15 protein-coding genes and 5 tRNA genes are annotated in these 19,457 nt (G+C 40.0%); 17 read left to right on the plus strand and 3 right to left on the minus strand.

Annotation, left to right across the window (positions count from 1 at the left end; translation table 11 throughout):
• Positions 1–157 precede the first annotated feature (157 nt).
• Positions 158–682: a hypothetical protein gene (locus tag I6J03_RS13015; RefSeq protein ID WP_003011661.1), complete on the plus strand. Its 525-nt coding sequence runs from the start codon at positions 158–160 to the stop codon at positions 680–682.
• Here the strand turns inward: I6J03_RS13015 and I6J03_RS13020 are convergent, their stop codons facing one another.
• Entirely contained in the window at positions 683–1,846 is a 1,164-nt protein-coding gene (locus tag I6J03_RS13020) for a BamA/TamA family outer membrane protein (RefSeq protein ID WP_003011663.1), read from the minus strand.
• Between the two features lie 317 nt (positions 1,847–2,163).
• Here I6J03_RS13020 and I6J03_RS13025 point away from each other — a divergent pair.
• The 14 genes from I6J03_RS13025 (at position 2,164) to rpoC (ending at position 15,568) form a co-directional block, all read left to right on the plus strand.
• A tRNA-Thr gene (locus I6J03_RS13025) sits at positions 2,164–2,236 on the plus strand.
• Between the two features lie 31 nt (positions 2,237–2,267).
• Positions 2,268–2,348, plus strand: a tRNA-Tyr gene (locus I6J03_RS13030).
• Positions 2,349–2,406: 58 nt separating this feature from the next.
• Positions 2,407–2,479 (plus strand) — tRNA-Gly (locus I6J03_RS13035).
• Between the two features lie 90 nt (positions 2,480–2,569).
• A tRNA-Thr gene (locus tag I6J03_RS13040) sits at positions 2,570–2,641 on the plus strand.
• A 61-nt stretch (positions 2,642–2,702) separates the two neighbouring features.
• Entirely contained in the window at positions 2,703–3,887 is a 1,185-nt protein-coding gene (gene tuf, locus I6J03_RS13045) for an elongation factor Tu (protein WP_002992774.1), read from the plus strand.
• Between the two features lie 159 nt (positions 3,888–4,046).
• Positions 4,047–4,117 (plus strand) — tRNA-Trp (locus tag I6J03_RS13050).
• Between the two features lie 22 nt (positions 4,118–4,139).
• On the plus strand, positions 4,140–4,334 hold the full coding sequence (secE, locus tag I6J03_RS13055) for a preprotein translocase subunit SecE (RefSeq protein ID WP_002992776.1): 195 nt from the start codon (positions 4,140–4,142) through the stop codon (positions 4,332–4,334).
• Positions 4,335–4,353: 19 nt separating this feature from the next.
• Entirely contained in the window at positions 4,354–4,899 is a 546-nt protein-coding gene (gene nusG, locus I6J03_RS13060; protein WP_002992777.1) for a transcription termination/antitermination protein NusG, read from the plus strand.
• Positions 4,900–5,091: 192 nt separating this feature from the next.
• Positions 5,092–5,535: a 50S ribosomal protein L11 gene (gene rplK, locus I6J03_RS13065; RefSeq protein WP_002992779.1), complete on the plus strand. Its 444-nt coding sequence runs from the start codon at positions 5,092–5,094 to the stop codon at positions 5,533–5,535.
• Positions 5,536–5,558: 23 nt separating this feature from the next.
• Positions 5,559–6,257 carry a 50S ribosomal protein L1 gene (gene rplA / locus I6J03_RS13070; protein ID WP_037459808.1) on the plus strand — a complete coding sequence of 233 codons (699 nt, stop codon included), beginning with the start codon at positions 5,559–5,561 and terminating at the stop codon, positions 6,255–6,257.
• 2 nt (positions 6,258–6,259) lie between these two features.
• Complete coding sequence (rplJ, locus tag I6J03_RS13075) at positions 6,260–6,778, plus strand: 50S ribosomal protein L10 (protein ID WP_003011666.1); 519 nt, start codon at positions 6,260–6,262, stop codon at positions 6,776–6,778.
• 79 nt (positions 6,779–6,857) lie between these two features.
• The gene (gene rplL, locus I6J03_RS13080; RefSeq protein WP_003011668.1) at positions 6,858–7,235 is read left to right on the plus strand and encodes a 50S ribosomal protein L7/L12; all 378 of its coding nucleotides are present in this window, start codon (positions 6,858–6,860) and stop codon (positions 7,233–7,235) included.
• A gap of 168 nt (positions 7,236–7,403) precedes the next feature.
• Positions 7,404–11,213, plus strand: coding sequence for a DNA-directed RNA polymerase subunit beta (gene rpoB / locus I6J03_RS13085; RefSeq protein WP_002992790.1), 3,810 nt, complete (start codon positions 7,404–7,406; stop codon positions 11,211–11,213).
• A 74-nt stretch (positions 11,214–11,287) separates the two neighbouring features.
• Positions 11,288–15,568, plus strand: coding sequence for a DNA-directed RNA polymerase subunit beta' (gene rpoC / locus I6J03_RS13090; protein ID WP_003011671.1), 4,281 nt, complete (start codon positions 11,288–11,290; stop codon positions 15,566–15,568).
• Positions 15,569–15,635: 67 nt separating this feature from the next.
• On the opposite strand, the gene I6J03_RS13095 is transcribed toward rpoC, so the two are convergent.
• Entirely contained in the window at positions 15,636–16,277 is a 642-nt protein-coding gene (locus I6J03_RS13095) for a bifunctional 4-hydroxy-2-oxoglutarate aldolase/2-dehydro-3-deoxy-phosphogluconate aldolase (RefSeq protein ID WP_003011674.1), read from the minus strand.
• A gap of 4 nt (positions 16,278–16,281) precedes the next feature.
• Positions 16,282–17,280 carry a sugar kinase gene (locus I6J03_RS13100; RefSeq protein WP_003011676.1) on the minus strand — a complete coding sequence of 333 codons (999 nt, stop codon included), beginning with the start codon at positions 17,278–17,280 and terminating at the stop codon, positions 16,282–16,284.
• A 171-nt stretch (positions 17,281–17,451) separates the two neighbouring features.
• On the opposite strand from I6J03_RS13100, the gene I6J03_RS13105 reads away from it, so the two are divergent.
• The gene (locus tag I6J03_RS13105; protein WP_201693723.1) at positions 17,452–18,273 is read left to right on the plus strand and encodes an SDR family oxidoreductase; all 822 of its coding nucleotides are present in this window, start codon (positions 17,452–17,454) and stop codon (positions 18,271–18,273) included.
• A gap of 23 nt (positions 18,274–18,296) precedes the next feature.
• Positions 18,297–19,457 (plus strand): mannonate dehydratase, encoded by a 1,161-nt coding sequence (gene uxuA / locus I6J03_RS13110; protein ID WP_039990529.1) that lies wholly within the window; start codon positions 18,297–18,299, stop codon positions 19,455–19,457.

Consider the following 19,457-nt stretch of genomic DNA (forward strand, 5'->3'; position numbering starts at 1 on the left):
TAATTAAAATTTCTTTTATTTAAAAGAGGGAAAAGTCAACATATTAAAGAAATTACAACCTTTTGACCTGGTTTATCAGGAATAATTATCGGCAGGAGGGAAGGTAACTGTTACAGATATGATGCTGCACAAATCAACTTTTTATTATGTTTGTGGCATGGTTTCCTTAAGATACAGACGCTCCGGATTTATACACGCCCTTACTTCAAATACCCGTCACGGTACACATTCGCCTTTTGTATACAAACTCGCTGATGAAGCTATTTATCAACGATCAGCAAAAGGAGTTGAAATCAATCCGAGCGGTTGGAATGCAAAGAAAAAAGCTGTGTTAGCCCGTATACTTTATCATCTCGGAATACAGACCGTTCATTCCCTGTCAGACAACAGAGGTAATGAGGCTGAGAAGAATGTTGTGGAGACTCTGGAGGATTGTTTCAAACAAGCCATTCTGATCAGTAAGAATGAGCTTCCGGAGCAGGGGCTGTTTCTTCGCACCGGAAGGCATACTATATATATATGGGATGAACCTTATTTCAACAGAGAGCGGCAGAGCGCCTGGCAGCAAGTTCAACAGGAGGAAAGGGTAACCTTAACAATAGATCTGTTTTATTTTGGCCTGATCATCTTCAGACAAGGTCAGCGCAAACAGAATTTTAAGCTGAGGTTTCCCCGTTTCTGATTAGAAAGCCTCACTTATGGATAGGTAAAATCCGGATTGTCTTTTTTCTCCCGGTCTTTTTTCTCCGAAAGAATAATCAAAACGAACCGTACTGCTATGTTCAAGACTAAAGAAATAGCGGATCCCTGCTCCATAGCTTGGTACAAGACGGATGTCATGTTCTTTAGAAAATGTACTGCCTGTCCCTCCAAAGCCCGTTATTCCAAAACGCGGGTGAAAGCGGTAACGCAATTCAGCCTGACCTGCAACATAATTACGGTCTTTATATCTGCCCAGATAATACCCGCGCATTATATTATCTCCGCCCAGATCCCGGTATTGATAAAAAGGAATGCGTTCTCCGAAAGTAGATCTGTAGATTCCCTGCATGGCTACAGACAGCGTTTTTGAAACAGGGTAGAAACCTCTGAGGTCGATATCAAACAGATTGCCTCTGAAATTTTCCTTACCCCAGAAGTCAGGAGCATACGCATACCGGAGTCTGGCATAATATCCTTTAGTCGTAAAAGTGGTTACATCCCGGGTGTCAAAGAGTTGAGAAATTCCAAATGCCAGAAATTGTCCGCCGGTTTTACCAATCAGATCCTGCTGATCGTATATTCCTCCCGTTTCCTGATCTTCGTATTTAAAGTGTTCATAATTGATATTGATCCCTGCATAATAGGAAGAAGTGATCTTTTTCTCGACATCGATGCGTGCGCGAAACAATTTCTGGCCTATCTTATCTTCATCAGATTCCCAGGTGTCGTTGCCCAATCCGTAAAAATTGAAAGGCCAGTCACGGTATCTGAACTCAGAAAGAATATGGTAGTCGTTATTTTTTGTCCAGATATCACTGTTGAGTTTTATATTTTTTTGACTTTTAGTGGTCATTGTTCCCATCAAAATCAGACTTGATGTGCGGTTTGTGGGGTCAGATTTGTCTACATAAAAATTATAAGTGCCGGCAATTCCGTATTCGAAACCTGACTCTTGTGCATATCCGGCTGCCGGTAAAACCATAAAACTTGCCGATCTGGTCGAATCTTTTTCACTGGAAAGGAATTTATTTTTAAATTTTTGAACAAGATTCTGCTCCTGAGCGTATGAATTTGGAAGAAAAATTAAAAGAAAAACAGCCATGCTAATACCGCTAAGCATGGATTTGGAGATCAATTTTTGCATTTTCAAATATAGGATATTGGCCGGATTTAATAAATTGAAATCTCGGGCTGAAAATTATTTCCTTGCATATCAGCTACATGGTAATTATGTGTAAGTTTTTTTGCAAAAATATTTTTGTAATGTCATCGGAGTATCTATCTTTGCAACTCAAACAAACAGGGTCTGTAAGCGTCCCGAAAGCGTTTGAAATGTTCTTTAAGTCGTTTGATAATAATTTTTAAATAAAACTTGCAGAAGTCAAAAATTAATCTGATTTTTGCACTCGCTGATCGAAACAGCATCGTTCTTAGAGAGTTTAAAAATATTAAAATATAGAAGCCTCCTTAGCTCAGCTGGTAGAGCAACTGACTTGTAATCAGTAGGTCATTGGTTCGATTCCGATAGGAGGCTCAAGAATTGCAATCTTAAATTGCAGGTATCTGGAGGGGTTCCAGAGCGGTCAAATGGGACGGACTGTAAATCCGTTGCTTCGGCTTCGAAGGTTCGAATCCTTCTCCCTCCACACCAAATCAGTTTACAAATCCGAGCTTGTTTTTCAAGCTTGGTATTTGTAAGCAAAAGCGGAAGTAGCTCAGTTGGTAGAGCGATAGCCTTCCAAGCTATAGGTCGCGAGTTCGAACCTCGTCTTCCGCTCTCTTTTTATTATACGATTTAAGTCTCTGTCTCATTTGATATAATAATATCTTGCAGGTGGAGGCGTTTATCTATAAATGGCTTTTGAAAGCCGAAGTAGCTCAGGGGTAGAGCACTTCCTTGGTAAGGAAGAGGTCGTGGGTTCAAATCCCATCTTTGGCTCGTAATAACAACTTTTTTAGAAGAAAAAAAATAAAATTTTAATTTACTAATTCGCATAAACATGGCAAAAGAGAAATTTGACCGCAGTAAACCACACTTAAACATTGGTACAATCGGTCACGTTGACCACGGTAAAACTACTACAACTGCAGCTATCACTAAAGTATTAGCGGATGCAGGTTTATCAGAAGCTCGTTCATTTGATTCAATTGACTCTGCTCCTGAAGAAAAAGAACGTGGTATCACAATTAATACAGCACACGTAGAATACCAAACAGCTAATCGTCACTATGCGCACGTTGACTGTCCAGGTCACGCCGATTATGTAAAAAACATGGTAACAGGTGCTGCTCAGATGGATGGAGCTATCATCGTAGTTGCGGCTACAGATGGTCCTATGCCTCAAACTCGTGAGCACATCCTATTGGCTCGTCAGGTAGGTGTTCCTGCACTAGTAGTTTTCTTGAACAAAGTTGACTTAGTAGATGACAGCGAATTATTAGACTTAGTTGAAATGGAAGTTCGTGAATTATTATCATTCTACGAATACCCAGGAGATGATATTCCAGTAATCAAAGGTTCTGCTTTAGGTGCATTGAACGGTGAGCAACAATGGGTTGATTCAATCATGGAATTGATGGATGCTGTTGATAACTACATCCCAATCCCTCCACGTTTGACTGAACTTCCTTTCTTGATGCCGGTAGAGGACGTATTCTCGATCACAGGTCGTGGTACAGTAGCTACAGGTCGTATCGAAAGAGGTGTGATCAACTCAGGAGATCCAGTTGAGATCTTAGGTATGGGTGCTGAGAACTTGAAATCTACAGTAACAGGTGTTGAGATGTTCCGTAAAATTTTGGATTACGGTGAGGCTGGTGATAACGTAGGTTTATTGTTACGTGGTATTGAGAAAACTGATATCCGTCGTGGTATGGTTATCTGTAAACCAGGTTCAGTAACTCCTCACGATAACTTCAAAGCTGAGGTTTACGTATTATCAAAAGCAGAAGGTGGACGTCACACTCCATTCTTTAACAAATACCGTCCTCAATTCTATTTCCGTACAACAGACGTTACAGGTGAAATCACTTTAGCTGAAGGTACTGAAATGGTAATGCCAGGTGACAACGTAACAATCACTGTTAAGTTGATCAGTCCTATCGCAATGGAAAAAGGTCTACGTTTTGCAATCCGTGAAGGTGGTAGAACAGTAGGTGCTGGTCAGGTAACTGAAATCATTTAATCTGAAATAGATTAGAAATATAGATAAGCTAATCAGCTGAGGCTGATTAGCTTATTTTTTCTGATGCAAAAGTGCATTAAGAAATAGTAAAAAAAAGTGAAATATATTTGTTGCAGAGGCGTGAAAACGCTATATTTGCAACGTCAAAAAACAAAACCCACGGGCATAGTTCAATGGTAGAATAGAGGTCTCCAAAACCTTTGATCAGGGTTCGAATCCTTGTGCCCGTGCAAACTATAGATAAACTATAAAATGGCGAAAGTACTAGATTTTTTTAAAGACTCTTATGAAGAGATCACACAGAAGGTAACTTGGCCTACCTGGGCTCAGTTGCAAAGTTCAGCTGTGATTGTACTTATTGCTTCTCTTATCATCGCTCTTCTAGTTTTTGTGATGGATAAAGCGTCGAGCAACGTGTTAGAGTTGTTGTACGGTATTACTTCATAATTTTTTCAGTATTTAATTTATGGCAGATCAAAGTTTAAAATGGTACGTGGTTCGTGCTGTAAGTGGAAAGGAAAAGAAAGTAAAGCAATATATTGATGCTGAGATTAGTCGCTTAGGAATCCAACACCTGGTAGCTCAGGTACTTATTCCAATGGAAAAGTATTACCAGATGCGTGATGGTAAGAAAGTGGCAAAAGAACGTAACTACTACCCTGGATATGTGTTGATCGAAGCATCTCTGGATGCGGAAACAGAGCACGTAATCAAAAATATTAACAGCGTGATCGGTTTCTTAGGTGATAAGGCCGGAAATGCTATTCCGTTGCGTCCAAGCGAGGTGAACCGCATCTTAGGTAAAGTAGATGAGATGGCCGAGCAAGGCGAGACAATCAACGTACCTTATTACGTTGGTGAAACGGTAAAAGTAAACGATGGTCCGTTTAACGGATTTACCGGAGAAATCGAAGAAGTTCACGAAGACAAGAAAAAGCTGATCGTGATGGTGAAAGTCTTCGGAAGAAAAACCCCATTAGAACTTAACTACATGCAAGTAGAAAAAGAATAAACAAAAGAAAAGAGGAGAATGAAAGTTTCCTCTTTTCTTTTGTTTATTTATTTTTTTGTATTTCACAAAAAATAGTATATCTTTGCACCTCATTTGGTGCCTGATTTCGGTCCGGTATCATTGAATAAATAAATGTTACGTTATATGCTTCCAACTTACTAACAAACATTTAATAATTAAATTCAGAACAAAATGGCAAAAGAAGTCAGTGCGTTAGTAAAATTACAAGTTAAGGGCGGAGCTGCAAATCCATCGCCACCGGTAGGACCTGCATTAGGTGCTAAAGGTGTTAATATTATGGATTTCTGTAAGCAATTTAACGCTCGTACGCAAGACAAACCAGGCAAAGTATTACCTGTTGTCATTACAGTTTACAGCGACAAATCTTTTGATTTTATCATCAAAACTCCTCCGGTAGCAATCCAGTTAAAGGAAGCTACAGGGTTGAAAAGCGGATCTGGAGAGCCTAACCGTAAGAAAGTAGCTTCTGTTACTTGGGATCAGGTGAAAACAATCGCTGAGGATAAATTGGTAGATTTAAACGCATTTACTGTAGAAGCAGCTATGCGTATGGTAGCTGGGACAGCACGTAGTATGGGTATTACCGTGTCCGGTAATGCTCCTTGGAACAATTAATTAACGAAATCAGTTTAAGAAAAGTGGCTAGATTAACAAAAAATCAAAAAGCGGCACTATCCAAAATTGAAGCTGGTAAAGCATACTCTTTGAAAGAAGCTTCGGCTTTGGTAAAAGAGATATCATTAACCAAGTTTGACGCTTCTGTGGATATCGACGTTCGTTTAGGCGTAGATCCTCGTAAGGCAAATCAAATGGTTCGTGGTATTGCAACTTTACCTCACGGAACTGGTAAGACTGTTCGCGTTTTAGTTTTATGTACTCCTGATAAGGAAGAAGAAGCTAAAGCAGCAGGCGCAGATTTCGTAGGTTTAGATGACTATATCAGTAAAATCGAAGGCGGTTGGACTGACGTTGATATCATTATTACCATGCCTAGTGTTATGGCTAAAGTAGGTAAATTGGGTCGTATTTTAGGTCCAAGAAACTTAATGCCTAACCCTAAAACTGGTACAGTAACTACAGAAGTAGGTAAAGCTGTAACAGATGTTAAAGGTGGTAAAATCGATTTCAAAGTTGACAAAACAGGTATCATCCACACTTCGATTGGTAAAGCGTCGTTCGATGCAGATAAGATTTATGATAACGCATTAGAGGTATTACAAACTATCTCTCGTTTGAAACCATCTGCAGCTAAAGGAACATACTTTAAGAGCATTCACATTTCATCAACAATGAGTCCTGGTATTCATGTTGAGACTAAATCAGTAGCGGGAATTTAATCATGAGAAAAGAAGAAAAACAAGAAATTGTTCAAGCTTTGGCCGAGCAGATTAAATCATACGGTAATTTTTATATTGCTGACACTGCTGATTTAAGCGTTGAGAAGGTGAATGGCATTCGTCGCAAATGTTTTGAAAGCGGTATTGAAATTAAAGTAGTAAAAAACTCTTTAATTAAAAAAGCATTAATCGAAGCAGGTGTTGATTCGGAAGAGATCTTTGGTACACTGAAAGGTGCATCTACATTAATGTTCTCGGAAGTTGGTAACGCTCCTGCTAAATTAATCAAGCAGTTACGCAAAGAAGGTGACAAACCTCTTTTGAAAGCAGCTTATATCGATTCAGCAGCATTTGTTGGAGACGGTCAATTGAACGCATTAGTGAATCTTAAGTCTAAAAATGAACTTATCGCTGATGTTATCGCATTGCTTGAATCTCCTGCGAAGAATGTTATTTCAGCTCTTCAGTCAGGCGGAAATACAATTTCGGGCTTAGTAAAAGCTTTAGAAGAAAGAGGCTAACGAATCCTCTCTAACAGAAACATTCGTTATTATTTAATTAACAAAAATTTTTAAAAGTAAATTCAAAAATCAAAATAAAATGGCAGATTTAAAACAACTTGCTGAACAGTTAGTGAACTTAACAGTAAAAGAAGTTAAAGAATTAGCTGATATCTTAAAAGATGAGTATGGTATCGAGCCTGCTGCTGCTGCTGTTGCAGTTGCTGCTGCTCCTGCTGAAGGTGGCGCTGCTGCTGCTGAAGAGAAAACTTCATTTGACGTTATCTTGAAAGAAGCTGGTGGTCAGAAATTAGCAGTAGTTAAATTGGTTAAAGATTTAGCTGGTCTAGGCTTAAAAGAAGCTAAAGATTTAGTTGACGGAGCACCTAAAGAATTAAAAACTGGTGTATCTAAAGACGAAGCTGAAGCTTTGAAAAAACAATTAGAAGAAGCTGGAGCTGTTGTTGAGATCAAGTAATCTCACATATTAAGCACCTTAAAGGTTTAGACTCTGACGGTATATCCATCAGAGTCTATTCCTATTTTAACACACCACTATCAGTTATGTGTGCTGTTGCATAATTGTAAATGTGAATTAAGCAGCATATAGTTAGCTCAGTTTTTTTAAACTAAAATTCTTATTCCCTTGGCAAACAATAATATTCAAAAAGAAAGAGTAAATTTTGCGACAAGTAAGAAGGTTATCGATTATCCTGATTTCTTGGACGTACAATTACAGTCTTTCAAGGAGTTTTTTCAATTAGAAACTACTTCTGACAACCGCCATCAGGAAGGGCTGTTCAAAGTATTTTCGGAAAACTTCCCTATTTCTGATTCAAGAAACATTTTTGTGCTTGAGTTTTTGGATTATTTTATTGATCCTCCCCGCTATGATATACAAGAGTGTATCGAGCGTGGTCTTACTTATAGCGTTCCTTTAAAGGCAAAATTAAAGTTATCTTGTAATGATGAGGAACACGAAGATTTCGAAACCATTGTTCAGGATGTATATTTGGGAACTATCCCTTATATGACTCCTAAAGGTACCTTCGTTGTAAATGGTGCAGAGCGTGTGATCGTTTCACAATTACACCGTTCACCAGGCGTATTCTTCGGTCAGAGTAGACACACAAATGGTACTAAACTTTATTCTGCAAGGGTTATTCCTTTTAAAGGATCTTGGATCGAATTTGCAACAGACGTAAACAACGTCATGTATGCTTACATCGATCGTAAAAAGAAATTCCCAGTTACAACTTTATTACGTGCTATCGGGTACGATTCAGACAAGGATATCTTAGAATTGTTTGATCTTGCAGATGAAGTGAAAGTTAGTAAGTCTGGTCTTAAGAAATACGTTGGTCGTCGTCTGGCTGCCAGAGTATTGAAAAAATGGGTAGAAGATTTCGTGGATGAAGATACAGGTGAAGTTGTATCTATCGACCGTAATGAAATTATCCTTGAACGTGAAACTGTTTTGGAAGAAGACCACATTGATTTTATCATCGATGCAGGAGTGAAATCTGTCATTCTGGCTAAAGATGATGCATCTAACAATGCGGACTATTCTATTATATATAATACCCTTCAGAAAGATACGTCCAACTCAGAAAAAGAAGCGGTAGAGCATATCTATCGTCAGTTACGTAACGCTGAACCACCTGATGAGGAAACTGCTCGTGGTATCATCGATCGTCTGTTTTTCTCTGACAAACGTTATGATCTGGGGGATGTTGGTCGTTACCGTATCAACCGCAAATTGCAATTAGATACTCCGGCAGATACGAAAGTGTTGACTCGTGAAGATATCATTGCGATTGTGAAGTACCTTATTAATCTGATCAACTCTAAAGCTGAGGTCGATGATATTGACCACTTGTCTAACCGTCGTGTTCGTACGGTAGGAGAGCAGTTATATGCGCAGTTTGGAGTAGGTCTGTCACGTATGGCCCGTACTATCCGTGAGCGTATGAATATTCGTGATAACGAAGTATTCACACCTACAGACCTGATCAACGCACGTACATTATCGTCCGTTATTAATTCATTCTTCGGAACAAACCAGTTATCTCAGTTTATGGACCAAACAAATCCATTGGCGGAGATTACGCACAAACGTCGTTTGTCAGCTTTAGGTCCAGGTGGTCTTTCCCGTGAAAGAGCCGGATTTGAGGTTCGTGACGTTCACTATACACACTATGGTCGTCTTTGTACTATCGAGACGCCGGAAGGACCGAACATCGGTTTGATCTCTTCTTTGGCTGTTCACGCTAAAATCAATAACCTTGGTTTTATCGAAACACCATATCGTAAAGTAGAAGCTGGTCGTGTAGTAGTAGAAGAGCCTGTTATCTATCTGTCTGCTGAAGATGAAGATGAGAAAACAATTGCTCAGGCAAATGCCATCTACGATGAAAAAGGAAATTTCGAAGATCCGAAAGTAAAAGCAAGATATGAAGGTGACTTCCCGATTATCGAGCCTGAGAAACTGGATCTTATGGACGTTTCTCCAAATCAGATTACTTCGATTGCAGCATCATTGATTCCTTTCCTGGAGCATGATGATGCCAACCGTGCCCTGATGGGATCAAACATGCAGCGCCAGGCGGTGCCATTGTTACGTCCGCAGGCGCCTATTGTTGGTACAGGTCTTGAAGGTCGCGTAGCGCGTGATTCACGTACCCTGATCAACGCTGAAGGAAATGGTGTTGTTGAATATGTAGATGCTGAGGAAATCAAGATCCGTTATGATCGTACGGAAGACGATCGTTTGGTATCATTTGATGATGATATCAAAACATATAAATTGATCAAATTCAAGAAAACCAACCAAAGTACATGTATCAACCTGAAACCGATTGTCAGAAAAGGACAGCGTGTTGAAAAAGGTCAGGTACTATGTGAGGGTTATGCTACTGAAGATGGTGAATTGGCATTAGGACGTAACCTAAAAGTAGCTTTCATGCCTTGGCAGGGATATAACTTTGAGGATGCGATCGTAATCTCTGAGCGCGTGGTAAGTCAGGATATCTTCACTTCTCTTCACATTGAAGAATTTGAATTGGAGGTTCGTGATACAAAACGTGGTGAAGAGGAACTTACTGCAGATATTCCTAACGTTTCAGAAGAAGCAACCAAAGACCTGGACGAGAACGGTATTATCCGTATCGGTGCAGAAGTTGGTGAAGGAGATATTCTAATCGGTAAGATTACACCTAAGGGGGAGTCAGATCCTTCACCGGAAGAGAAATTATTGAGAGCAATCTTTGGTGATAAAGCCGGAGATGTAAAAGATGCCTCTTTGAAAACTCCTCCGTCAATTAAAGGTGTTGTGATTGATACCAAATTGTTCTCTCGTGCGAAAAAAATGTCTAAAGAAGTAGAGCGCAAAACGCTTGAAAAATTAGAAACTACACACGACAGAAATGTGAAAGTATTAAAAGATCGTCTGGTCGATAAATTATTTACAATCGTAAATGGTAAGACCAGTCAGGGTATCTATAATGTGTACAAAGAATTATTGGTGCCAAAAGGTGCTAAATTCACACAAAAGATTCTTGCTGATCTGAATTACGATAACATCAATCCAACAGGCTGGACTACAGATGATGATAAAAACGAATTGATCAAAGCTGCTCTTCACTTCTTCAACATTAAGTTGAACGAAGAACTTGGAGCATTCAAACGTGAGAAATTCGCAATCTCAGTAGGGGATGAACTTCCTTCCGGAATTGTACAGATGGCTAAAGTTTACGTGGCTAAGAAACGTAAATTGAAAGTTGGGGATAAAATGGCGGGACGTCACGGTAACAAAGGTATCGTTGCACGTATCGTACGTGATGAGGATATGCCATTCTTAGAAGATGGAACTCCTGTTGATATCGTGTTGAACCCACTTGGGGTACCTTCACGTATGAACTTGGGACAGATCTATGAAACTGTATTAGGTTGGGCAGGTCAGAAATTAGGTGTCAAATTTGCAACGCCAATCTTCGATGGTGCTGAGCCGTCAGAAGTAGAAGGATGGATCGCTAAAGCTGGATTACCGGCTTCAGGTAGAACTTATCTTTACAACGGATTGACCGGGGACCGTTTCGATCAGCCGACAACTGTAGGGGTGATCTATATGTTGAAATTAGGCCACATGGTGGATGATAAAATGCACGCACGTTCTATCGGACCATACTCATTAATTACACAACAACCTCTGGGTGGTAAAGCTCAGTTCGGTGGTCAGCGTTTTGGTGAGATGGAGGTTTGGGCACTTGAGGCATTCGGAGCATCTAACATCTTACAGGAGATCTTGACCGTGAAATCAGATGATGTTGTAGGTCGTGCCAAAACTTACGAAGCTATCGTAAAAGGTAACAACCTGCCAACTCCATCCGTACCGGAATCGTTTAACGTACTGGTACATGAGTTACGCGGTTTAGGTTTAGATATTACATTAGATTAATTAAGCAATAGAGCTTAAGAGGCTTCAAAATCCTCTTAAGCTTCTTTATACAGCTTTAACTTTGGAATAAAAGTATGTCTTACAAAAAAGATAATAAAATTAAAAGCAACTTTACGTCAATCACCATTAGCTTGGCGTCACCGGAAACAATCTTAGAGCGTTCCAGTGGTGAAGTTGTAAAGCCGGAAACGATTAACTATCGTACCTACAAACCAGAACGTGATGGTTTATTCTGTGAGCGTATCTTCGGTCCTGTAAAGGATTACGAATGTCACTGCGGTAAATACAAGCGTATCCGTTATAAAGGTATCGTATGTGACCGTTGTGGTGTAGAGGTTACAGAGAAAAAAGTACGTCGTGAGCGTATGGGACACATCAATCTGGTGGTTCCTGTAGCGCATATCTGGTATTTCCGTTCACTTCCTAACAAAATTGGTTATTTATTAGGTCTTCCAACCAAGAAACTGGATATGATTATCTATTACGAACGTTATGTCGTAATCCAGGCTGGTATTAAAGAAGAAGATGGTATCAACTACATGGACTTCCTTACTGAGGAAGAATATCTGGATATCTTAGATACATTACCAAAAGAAAACCAATACCTTGATGACAACGATCCTCAGAAATTCGTTGCCAAAATGGGAGCAGAAGCATTAGAAGAATTATTAAAACGCCTTAACCTGGATCAGTTATCATATGATCTTCGTCACCAGGCTGCTAATGAGACTTCTCAACAACGTAAAAATGAGGCATTAAAACGTCTTCATGTTGTAGAGGCTTTCCGCGGAGCAAATGAGCGTATTGAAAATCGTCCGGAATGGATGATCGTAAAAATCGTTCCGATTATTCCACCGGAATTGCGTCCGTTGGTTCCTTTGGATGGTGGTCGTTTTGCGACTTCGGATTTAAATGACTTATACCGTCGTGTTATTATCCGTAACAACCGTCTGAAACGTCTGATCGAAATCAAAGCACCTGAAGTTATCTTACGTAACGAAAAACGTATGCTTCAGGAAGCTGTGGATTCCCTGTTTGATAACTCACGTAAGGTGAATGCTGTGAAAACAGAAGGTAACCGTGCGTTAAAATCACTTTCTGATATTCTGAAAGGTAAACAAGGTCGTTTCCGTCAAAACTTATTAGGTAAACGTGTGGATTATTCGGCTCGTTCGGTAATCGTCGTTGGACCTCATTTGAAATTACACGAATGTGGTCTTCCTAAGGATATGGCTGCAGAGCTTTACAAACCGTTTATCATTCGTAAGATGATTGAAAGAGGTATTGTAAAAACTGTAAAATCAGCAAAAAAAATCGTGGATCGTAAAGATCCTGTAGTATGGGATATCCTGGAGAATGTATTGAAAGGTCACCCTGTATTATTAAACCGTGCACCTACGCTTCACCGTCTGGGTATTCAGGCTTTCCAACCTACATTGGTAGAAGGTAAAGCGATCCAGTTGCACCCGTTAGTGTGTACTGCATTCAACGCCGATTTTGACGGTGACCAGATGGCTGTTCACTTACCATTAGGTAATGCAGCTGTATTGGAAGCGCAGATTCTTATGTTGGCTGCACACAATATCCTTAACCCTGCAAACGGTTCTCCGGTAACAGTACCTTCTCAGGATATGGTACTCGGTCTTTATTATATCACTAAAGGCCGCAAAACTGCTGAAGATAAAGTTGTAAAAGGGGAAGGAATGTCATTCTACTCTGCAGAAGAAGTTATTATTGCTTTGAATGAGAAGAAAATTGACTTACACGCTTTCATTAAAGTAAAAACTAAAGTAAGAAATAAAGACGGTGAAATCGTTGATACCTTATTGGAAACGACTGTAGGTCGTGTAATCTTTAACCAGATTGTTCCTGAGGAGATGGGTTTCATCAACGAATTGCTGACTAAAAAATCACTTCGTAATATCATCGGTGAGATCGTGAAAACTACGGGTATGGCCCGTGCAGCGAAATTCCTGGATGATATGAAAGAATTAGGATTCCAGACAGCATTTAAAGGTGGTCTTTCCTTTAACTTACAGGATTTAAATATTCCGGCTGCAAAAGCTGATCTGATCCAGCAAGCTACAAACGAAGTTGAAGAAGTAATGGGTAACTATAACATGGGTTTCATTACTAACAACGAGCGTTACAATCAGATCATCGATATCTGGACACGTATCAACAATAAGTTGACAGCACACGTAATGGACATCCTGTCTAACGACAATCAGGGATTCAATTCGGTGTATATGATGCTTGACTCCGGAGCCCGTGGTTCCAAAGAGCAGATTCGTCAGTTGTGTGGTATGCGTGGTCTGATGGCTAAGCCTCAGAAATCAGGTGCTTCAGGTGGTGAAATTATCGAAAACCCGATTCTTTCTAACTTTAAAGAAGGTCTGTCAGTCCTTGAGTACTTTATCTCTACTCACGGTGCGCGTAAAGGTCTTGCCGATACGGCATTGAAAACAGCCGATGCGGGTTACCTGACTCGTCGTTTACATGACGTTGCACAAGATATGATCGTAGTTGAGCAGGATTGTAACGGTCTGAGAGGTATCTACACGACAGCCTTGAAAGACAATGACGATATTGTAGAACCATTATACGACAGAATCTTAGGCCGTGTATCTCTGTACGATGTATTAGATCCTGAAACTAACGAGATCATTGCATTTGCTAATCAGGATATTTCTGAAGAAATAGCAGAACGTATTGAAAACGCAGGTATCGAAGGTATCGAAATCCGTACGGTATTAACTTGTGAGTCTAAACGCGGAGTATGTGCTTCATGTTACGGACGTAACCTTGCATCCGGTAAACGTGTTCAGTTAGGTGAAGCTGTCGGTGTTATTGCAGCACAATCTATCGGTGAGCCGGGTACACAGTTAACACTTCGTACGTTCCACGTGGGTGGTACGGCATCTAACATTGCTGCTGAGTCTCAGATTTCAGCAAAACATGAAGGTGTCATCGAATTCGAAAACGTACGTACTGTATCTCAGGAAGGTGAAGATGGTACACACCAGGTGGTATTAGGCCGTTCAGGTGAGCTTCGTGTTATCGAGCCTACAACTAAGAAAGTACTTTATCAGCAAAATATCCCTTACGGTTCACAACTTTACGTGAATGCAGGTGATAAAGTTGAGAAAGGTGCACGTTTGGTATCATGGGATCCGTATAACGCCGTGATCATCTCCGAGTTCAGCGGTAAAGTTGAATTTGATGCGATCATCGAAGGTGTAACCTTCCGTGAAGAATCAGATGAACAAACTGGTCACAAAGAGAAAGTTATTATTGAAACGCGTGATAAAACGAAAAACCCTACGATCAAAGTTCTTGATCTGAAAGGTGAAGTCGTTCGTTCATACAATATTCCAGTTGGAGCTCACGTTTCGGTATCTGACGGTCAGAAAATCAAAGAAGGTGCGATCTTAGTTAAGATCCCTCGTTCTACAGGTAAGACCCGAGATATTACAGGTGGTCTTCCACGTGTAACTGAATTATTCGAAGCTCGTAACCCTTCAAATCCTGCTGTAGTAACAGAGATTGACGGTGTTGTAGCATTGGGTGGTGTAAAACGTGGTAACCGTGAGATTTCTATCGAATCTCGTGACGGCCAGATCAAAAAATATCTTGTTCCACTTTCTAAACACATTCTTGTACAGGATAATGACTTTATTAAGGCAGGTATGCCTTTATCAGACGGTTCGATCTCTCCTGCAGATATCTTATCGATCAAAGGTCCTTCCGCAGTACAACATTATATCGTAAATGGTATTCAAGAGGTTTACCGTCTTCAGGGGGTAAAAATCAACGATAAACACTTCGAGACAATCGTTCACCAAATGATGCAGAAAGTGAATATTGAAGATCCGGGAGATACTCGTTTCTTAGAAAAAGAAGCTGTAAACAAATGGGATTTCATGCAAGAGAACGACTCATTGTACGACAAAAAAGTTGTTGTAGATGCAGGAGACTCTAATGACCTTCGTCCTGGTCAGATTGTTACATTACGTAAATTACGTGAAGAGAACTCCAGCCTGAGACGTCGTGACCAGAAATTAGTAGAAGTAAGGGATGCTATTCCTGCGACTTCAAGTCCATTGTTGCAAGGTATTACCAGAGCTTCATTAGGTACTAAATCATTTATCTCTGCAGTATCCTTCCAGGAAACAACCAAAGTGTTGAATGAGGCAGCTATCGCAGGTAAACGTGATGATTTATTAGGTCTTAAAGAAAACGTAATCGTAGGTCACCTGATTCCTTCAGGTACAGGTTTACGTGATTATGGCAATATTATCGTAGGTTCTCGTGAGGAATACGATCAATTGTTAGCATCGAAAGAAGAAGATTAATTAATCTTGCTGATATAAGAAAAGGGGTAACAATCTGATTGTTACCCCCTTTTTTATGTTTTTTAAATTATGCTTTTGACCATTTTAGTAATAACTGACAGCGTTCACTCAACCAGTCTTCCCCGTTTTCATCTGCAGGAGGGCTGAATAGCTTTGATCCAAGTCCGACAGCATATACACCAGCCTGTTTCCAGGTGCGGATGTTTTCCTCTGTAGTATCTACACCACCGGTAGGCATAAATTTCAGTTCTGGGAACAACGGTTTTATGGCTTTCAAAAAGTTAGGACCAAGACTATCGCCCGGAAAAAGCTTTACAAGAGAAGCTCCTAATTCTTCGGCTTTTGCGATCTCTGTAGGAGTCATGCAGCCGGGGATCCATAGCAATCCATGTTTTGCTGTTACTTCAGCTATTTTTTTCTTGATAATAGGACTCACGATGAATTCCGCTCCAAGTGCAATAAATTCCTTTGCCTGTTCTCCCGTCTTAATCGTTCCGATTCCTAACTTCAAATCCGGAAAATGCTCATTCTTAAAGGTCAGAAGTTGTTTGAAATTTTCCCTGGCATTGACACCTCTGTTTACAAATTCAAATATACGTATACCTCCTTTGTAGCTCTTGGTAAGAACATCTATACAAGAATCAATGTTATCATTATAATATACCGGAATGACCGGATTGTCTCCAATTAATTTAAGTACTTCATTCATATCACTAATTTATTTTTCCATTTCCAAAATCGCCTTCAACAAATAATTTTTGAAAGCCGGCCTGAGTAGCCGTATTAATAATATCCTGCGGAGATTGTTCCTGTATTACAGCGTATATCAGACCTCCCATAAAAGCATCACCACTTCCGATGCGGTCAATCACATTATTTGTTTCCAATGTCTCCGATACGGCATCAGCTTCTCTGCTATGATATGCTCCATAAAACAGATTATGGGTGGCATTATCCATAAACCTGAATGTATTTGCGACATGCTTACATTTAGGATAAGCCTGGAAGATGTTAGCAGCTGACTTTTTAGAATAAGCTACATACGTTTCTTTTGAAGTCTCACGGTCTAATGTTTCATCAATAGGACTATTCAGCATCTTGTTTGCAGCCCATATGTTTCCCATAATCACATCGGCATATTGTACCAGCTCAGGCATAATTTCATTTGGCAGCTTCCCGTATTGCCACAATCTGTTTCTGTAATTCAGATCTACAGAAATAGTAATGCCTCTTTCAGCCGCTCTTTGTAAGGCTTGTTTACAGATATTCGCCAATTCTTGATTAAGTGAAGGCGTGAGTGCTGTAAAATGAAACCAGTCAATACCATCAAAAATAATATCCCAGTTTATATCATCTGTCGAGAGTTGACTGAAGGAGGAATATTTACGATCATAAATAACTTCTCCTTTACTCAATCCGTTGGCTGACAGCAAGAAATAACTTCCCAGACGATCGCCCTGAATTTTCATTTGGGAGGTATCTATCCCATAGTTTCCTAATTTGGACAGAATTTCCTGTGTAAGGGCATTATCCGGAGCAGCACTGAGATAGGTAGTCGGGATACCTAATCGGGCTAATGTAACAGCTACATTGGCTTCTGATCCGCCAGGGTATACTTTTAAAGTATTCCGGTTTGTTTCAAAAAAGTATTCTGAAGTGGCCTGCATCCGTATTAATAATTCACCGAAGGAAAGCACTTTCTTATTGGGCATAGATTGATTATTTTATTGTTGAAAACGAAAATACTAACTATTTGTTATTTAAAGATTGGAGGACTATAATATTTCCGAAATCGTTATCGTAAAAATACAGAAGTGTAAACTTTACAATGTAGTTGGAAATTAGCACTTTTATAGATTATAAGATTATAAACAAGCATCCTTATGAATATTTTAGAACAATTTTCCTTAAAAGGACAGGTTATTGTCGTAACAGGCGGTACCGGTATTTTAGGAAAATCTTTTGTGAAAGCATTGGCTGAAGCTGGAGCCAAAGTCGTTATTATCGGGCGTAATCAGGAACGTGCAGATGAGCGCGTGAAGTTAGTAGAGACGTTAGGAGGGGAGGGACTTGCAATCGTTGGGGATGTACTTAGTGAATCTGAAATGATTGCTGCAAGAGACAAAATAATAGAAAAATGGGGTACAATAGATGGACTGGTAAATGCAGCGGGTGGAAATATTCCCGGAGCGACCATCGGACCAGATCAGAATTTATTTGACTCCAAAATAGAGGATACATTAAAGGCTATAGAGCTCAATCTCAATGGAACGATCATCCCGACACAGGTACTTGGTCGTGTACTGGCAGAAAAGGGAAAAGGATCGATAATTAATATCGCTTCTCTGGCTTCCAGCAGTGCTATTACCCGTGTATTGGGATATAATGTCGCTAAATGCGGGATTATCGGATATACAAAGTGGATGGCAACGGAACTCTCCTTACGATATGGAGATAAAGTCCGTGTCAATGCAATTGCTCCGGGTGTCTTTTTAACCGAACAAAACAGAACATTACTGACCAACGAAGATGGTACATTCACCGCACGTGCGCAACGTTTTCTGAATAAGACTCCTTTTTCGAGATTAGGAGATCCGTCCGAACTGGAAGGCGCACTGATATTCCTGCTGAGTCAGGCTTCAGGTTTTATAAATGGGGAAACGCTCTATGTAGATGGAGGTTTCAACTCATGGTCAGGTGTATAATATTTAAAGTTAAAAATCAGAAAATGAACAGATTAGAGCAGACATGGAGGTGGTACGGTCCTAATGATCCGGTATCTCTTCAAGATGTTAAACAGGCAGGCGCAACAGGTATTGTCAGCGCTCTGCATCATATTCCTCACGGTGAAATATGGACATTAGGAGATATAAAAGAGAGAAAAGCCATTATTGAAGCAGCAGGTCTTACATGGTCTGTAGTAGAAAGCGTACCTGTACACGAAGCGATAAAGACTAAAAGTGAAAATGCAGGTCTATATATAGAAAACTATAAACAATCTCTGCGTAATCTCGCGGAGTGCGGAATACATACGGTCTGTTACAATTTTATGCCCGTACTGGACTGGACACGTACGCATCTGGATTACGGCATGACAGACGGTTCTAAGGCCCTGTACTTTAATTGGTTTGACCTGGCTTTCTTCGATCTGTATATACTCAAAAGAGCAGGAGCTGAGCAGGATTATCCACGGGCTGTACTGGAAGAGGCATTGGCAAAATCTCACCAGTATACCAAAGCTGATATTGATAAATTATCTGAAAATATACTGATGGGAATTCCGAGTGAAAAAGGGATAACACTCGAAGACCTTACACAAAGTATCCGTGTATATCAGCATATAGGTAAAGATGGTTTGCGGGACAACTTACTATGGTTCTTGTCTCAGATTGCGGAGACCTGTGAGCAAAATCAGATAAGGATGACCATCCATCCGGATGATCCGCCTTATCCTATATTAGGATTGCCAAGAATTGCTTCTGATAAAGATGATTTTGAATTTATTATTAAAGGAGTCGATCAGGCTTTTAATGGTGTTTGTTTCTGTACAGGATCTTTAGGTGCAGGGGTAAGTAATAATGTCTTAGACATTTTTAATGTAGTCAAAGAACGTGTCTATTTTGCACATCTGCGGAATGTGAAGAAAGATGTTTTCGGAAACTTTTATGAAGCAGATCATCTTGACGGGGATGTAGATATGTACCAAGTCATGAAGGTATTAACTGCAGAAAATCAAAAAAGAGAAAAAGCGATTCCATTTCGCCCGGACCACGGGCATCAAATGTTAGACGATTTGAATAAAGTGACGAATCCGGGTTATTCTGCCATCGGAAGATTAAGAGGTTTGGCCGAATTGAGAGGATTGGAACTTGGAATTTTAGGCAGTTAA

Source organism: Sphingobacterium spiritivorum (genome assembly GCF_016724845.1).
In the GTDB taxonomy this organism is placed as follows: domain Bacteria; phylum Bacteroidota; class Bacteroidia; order Sphingobacteriales; family Sphingobacteriaceae; genus Sphingobacterium; species Sphingobacterium spiritivorum_A.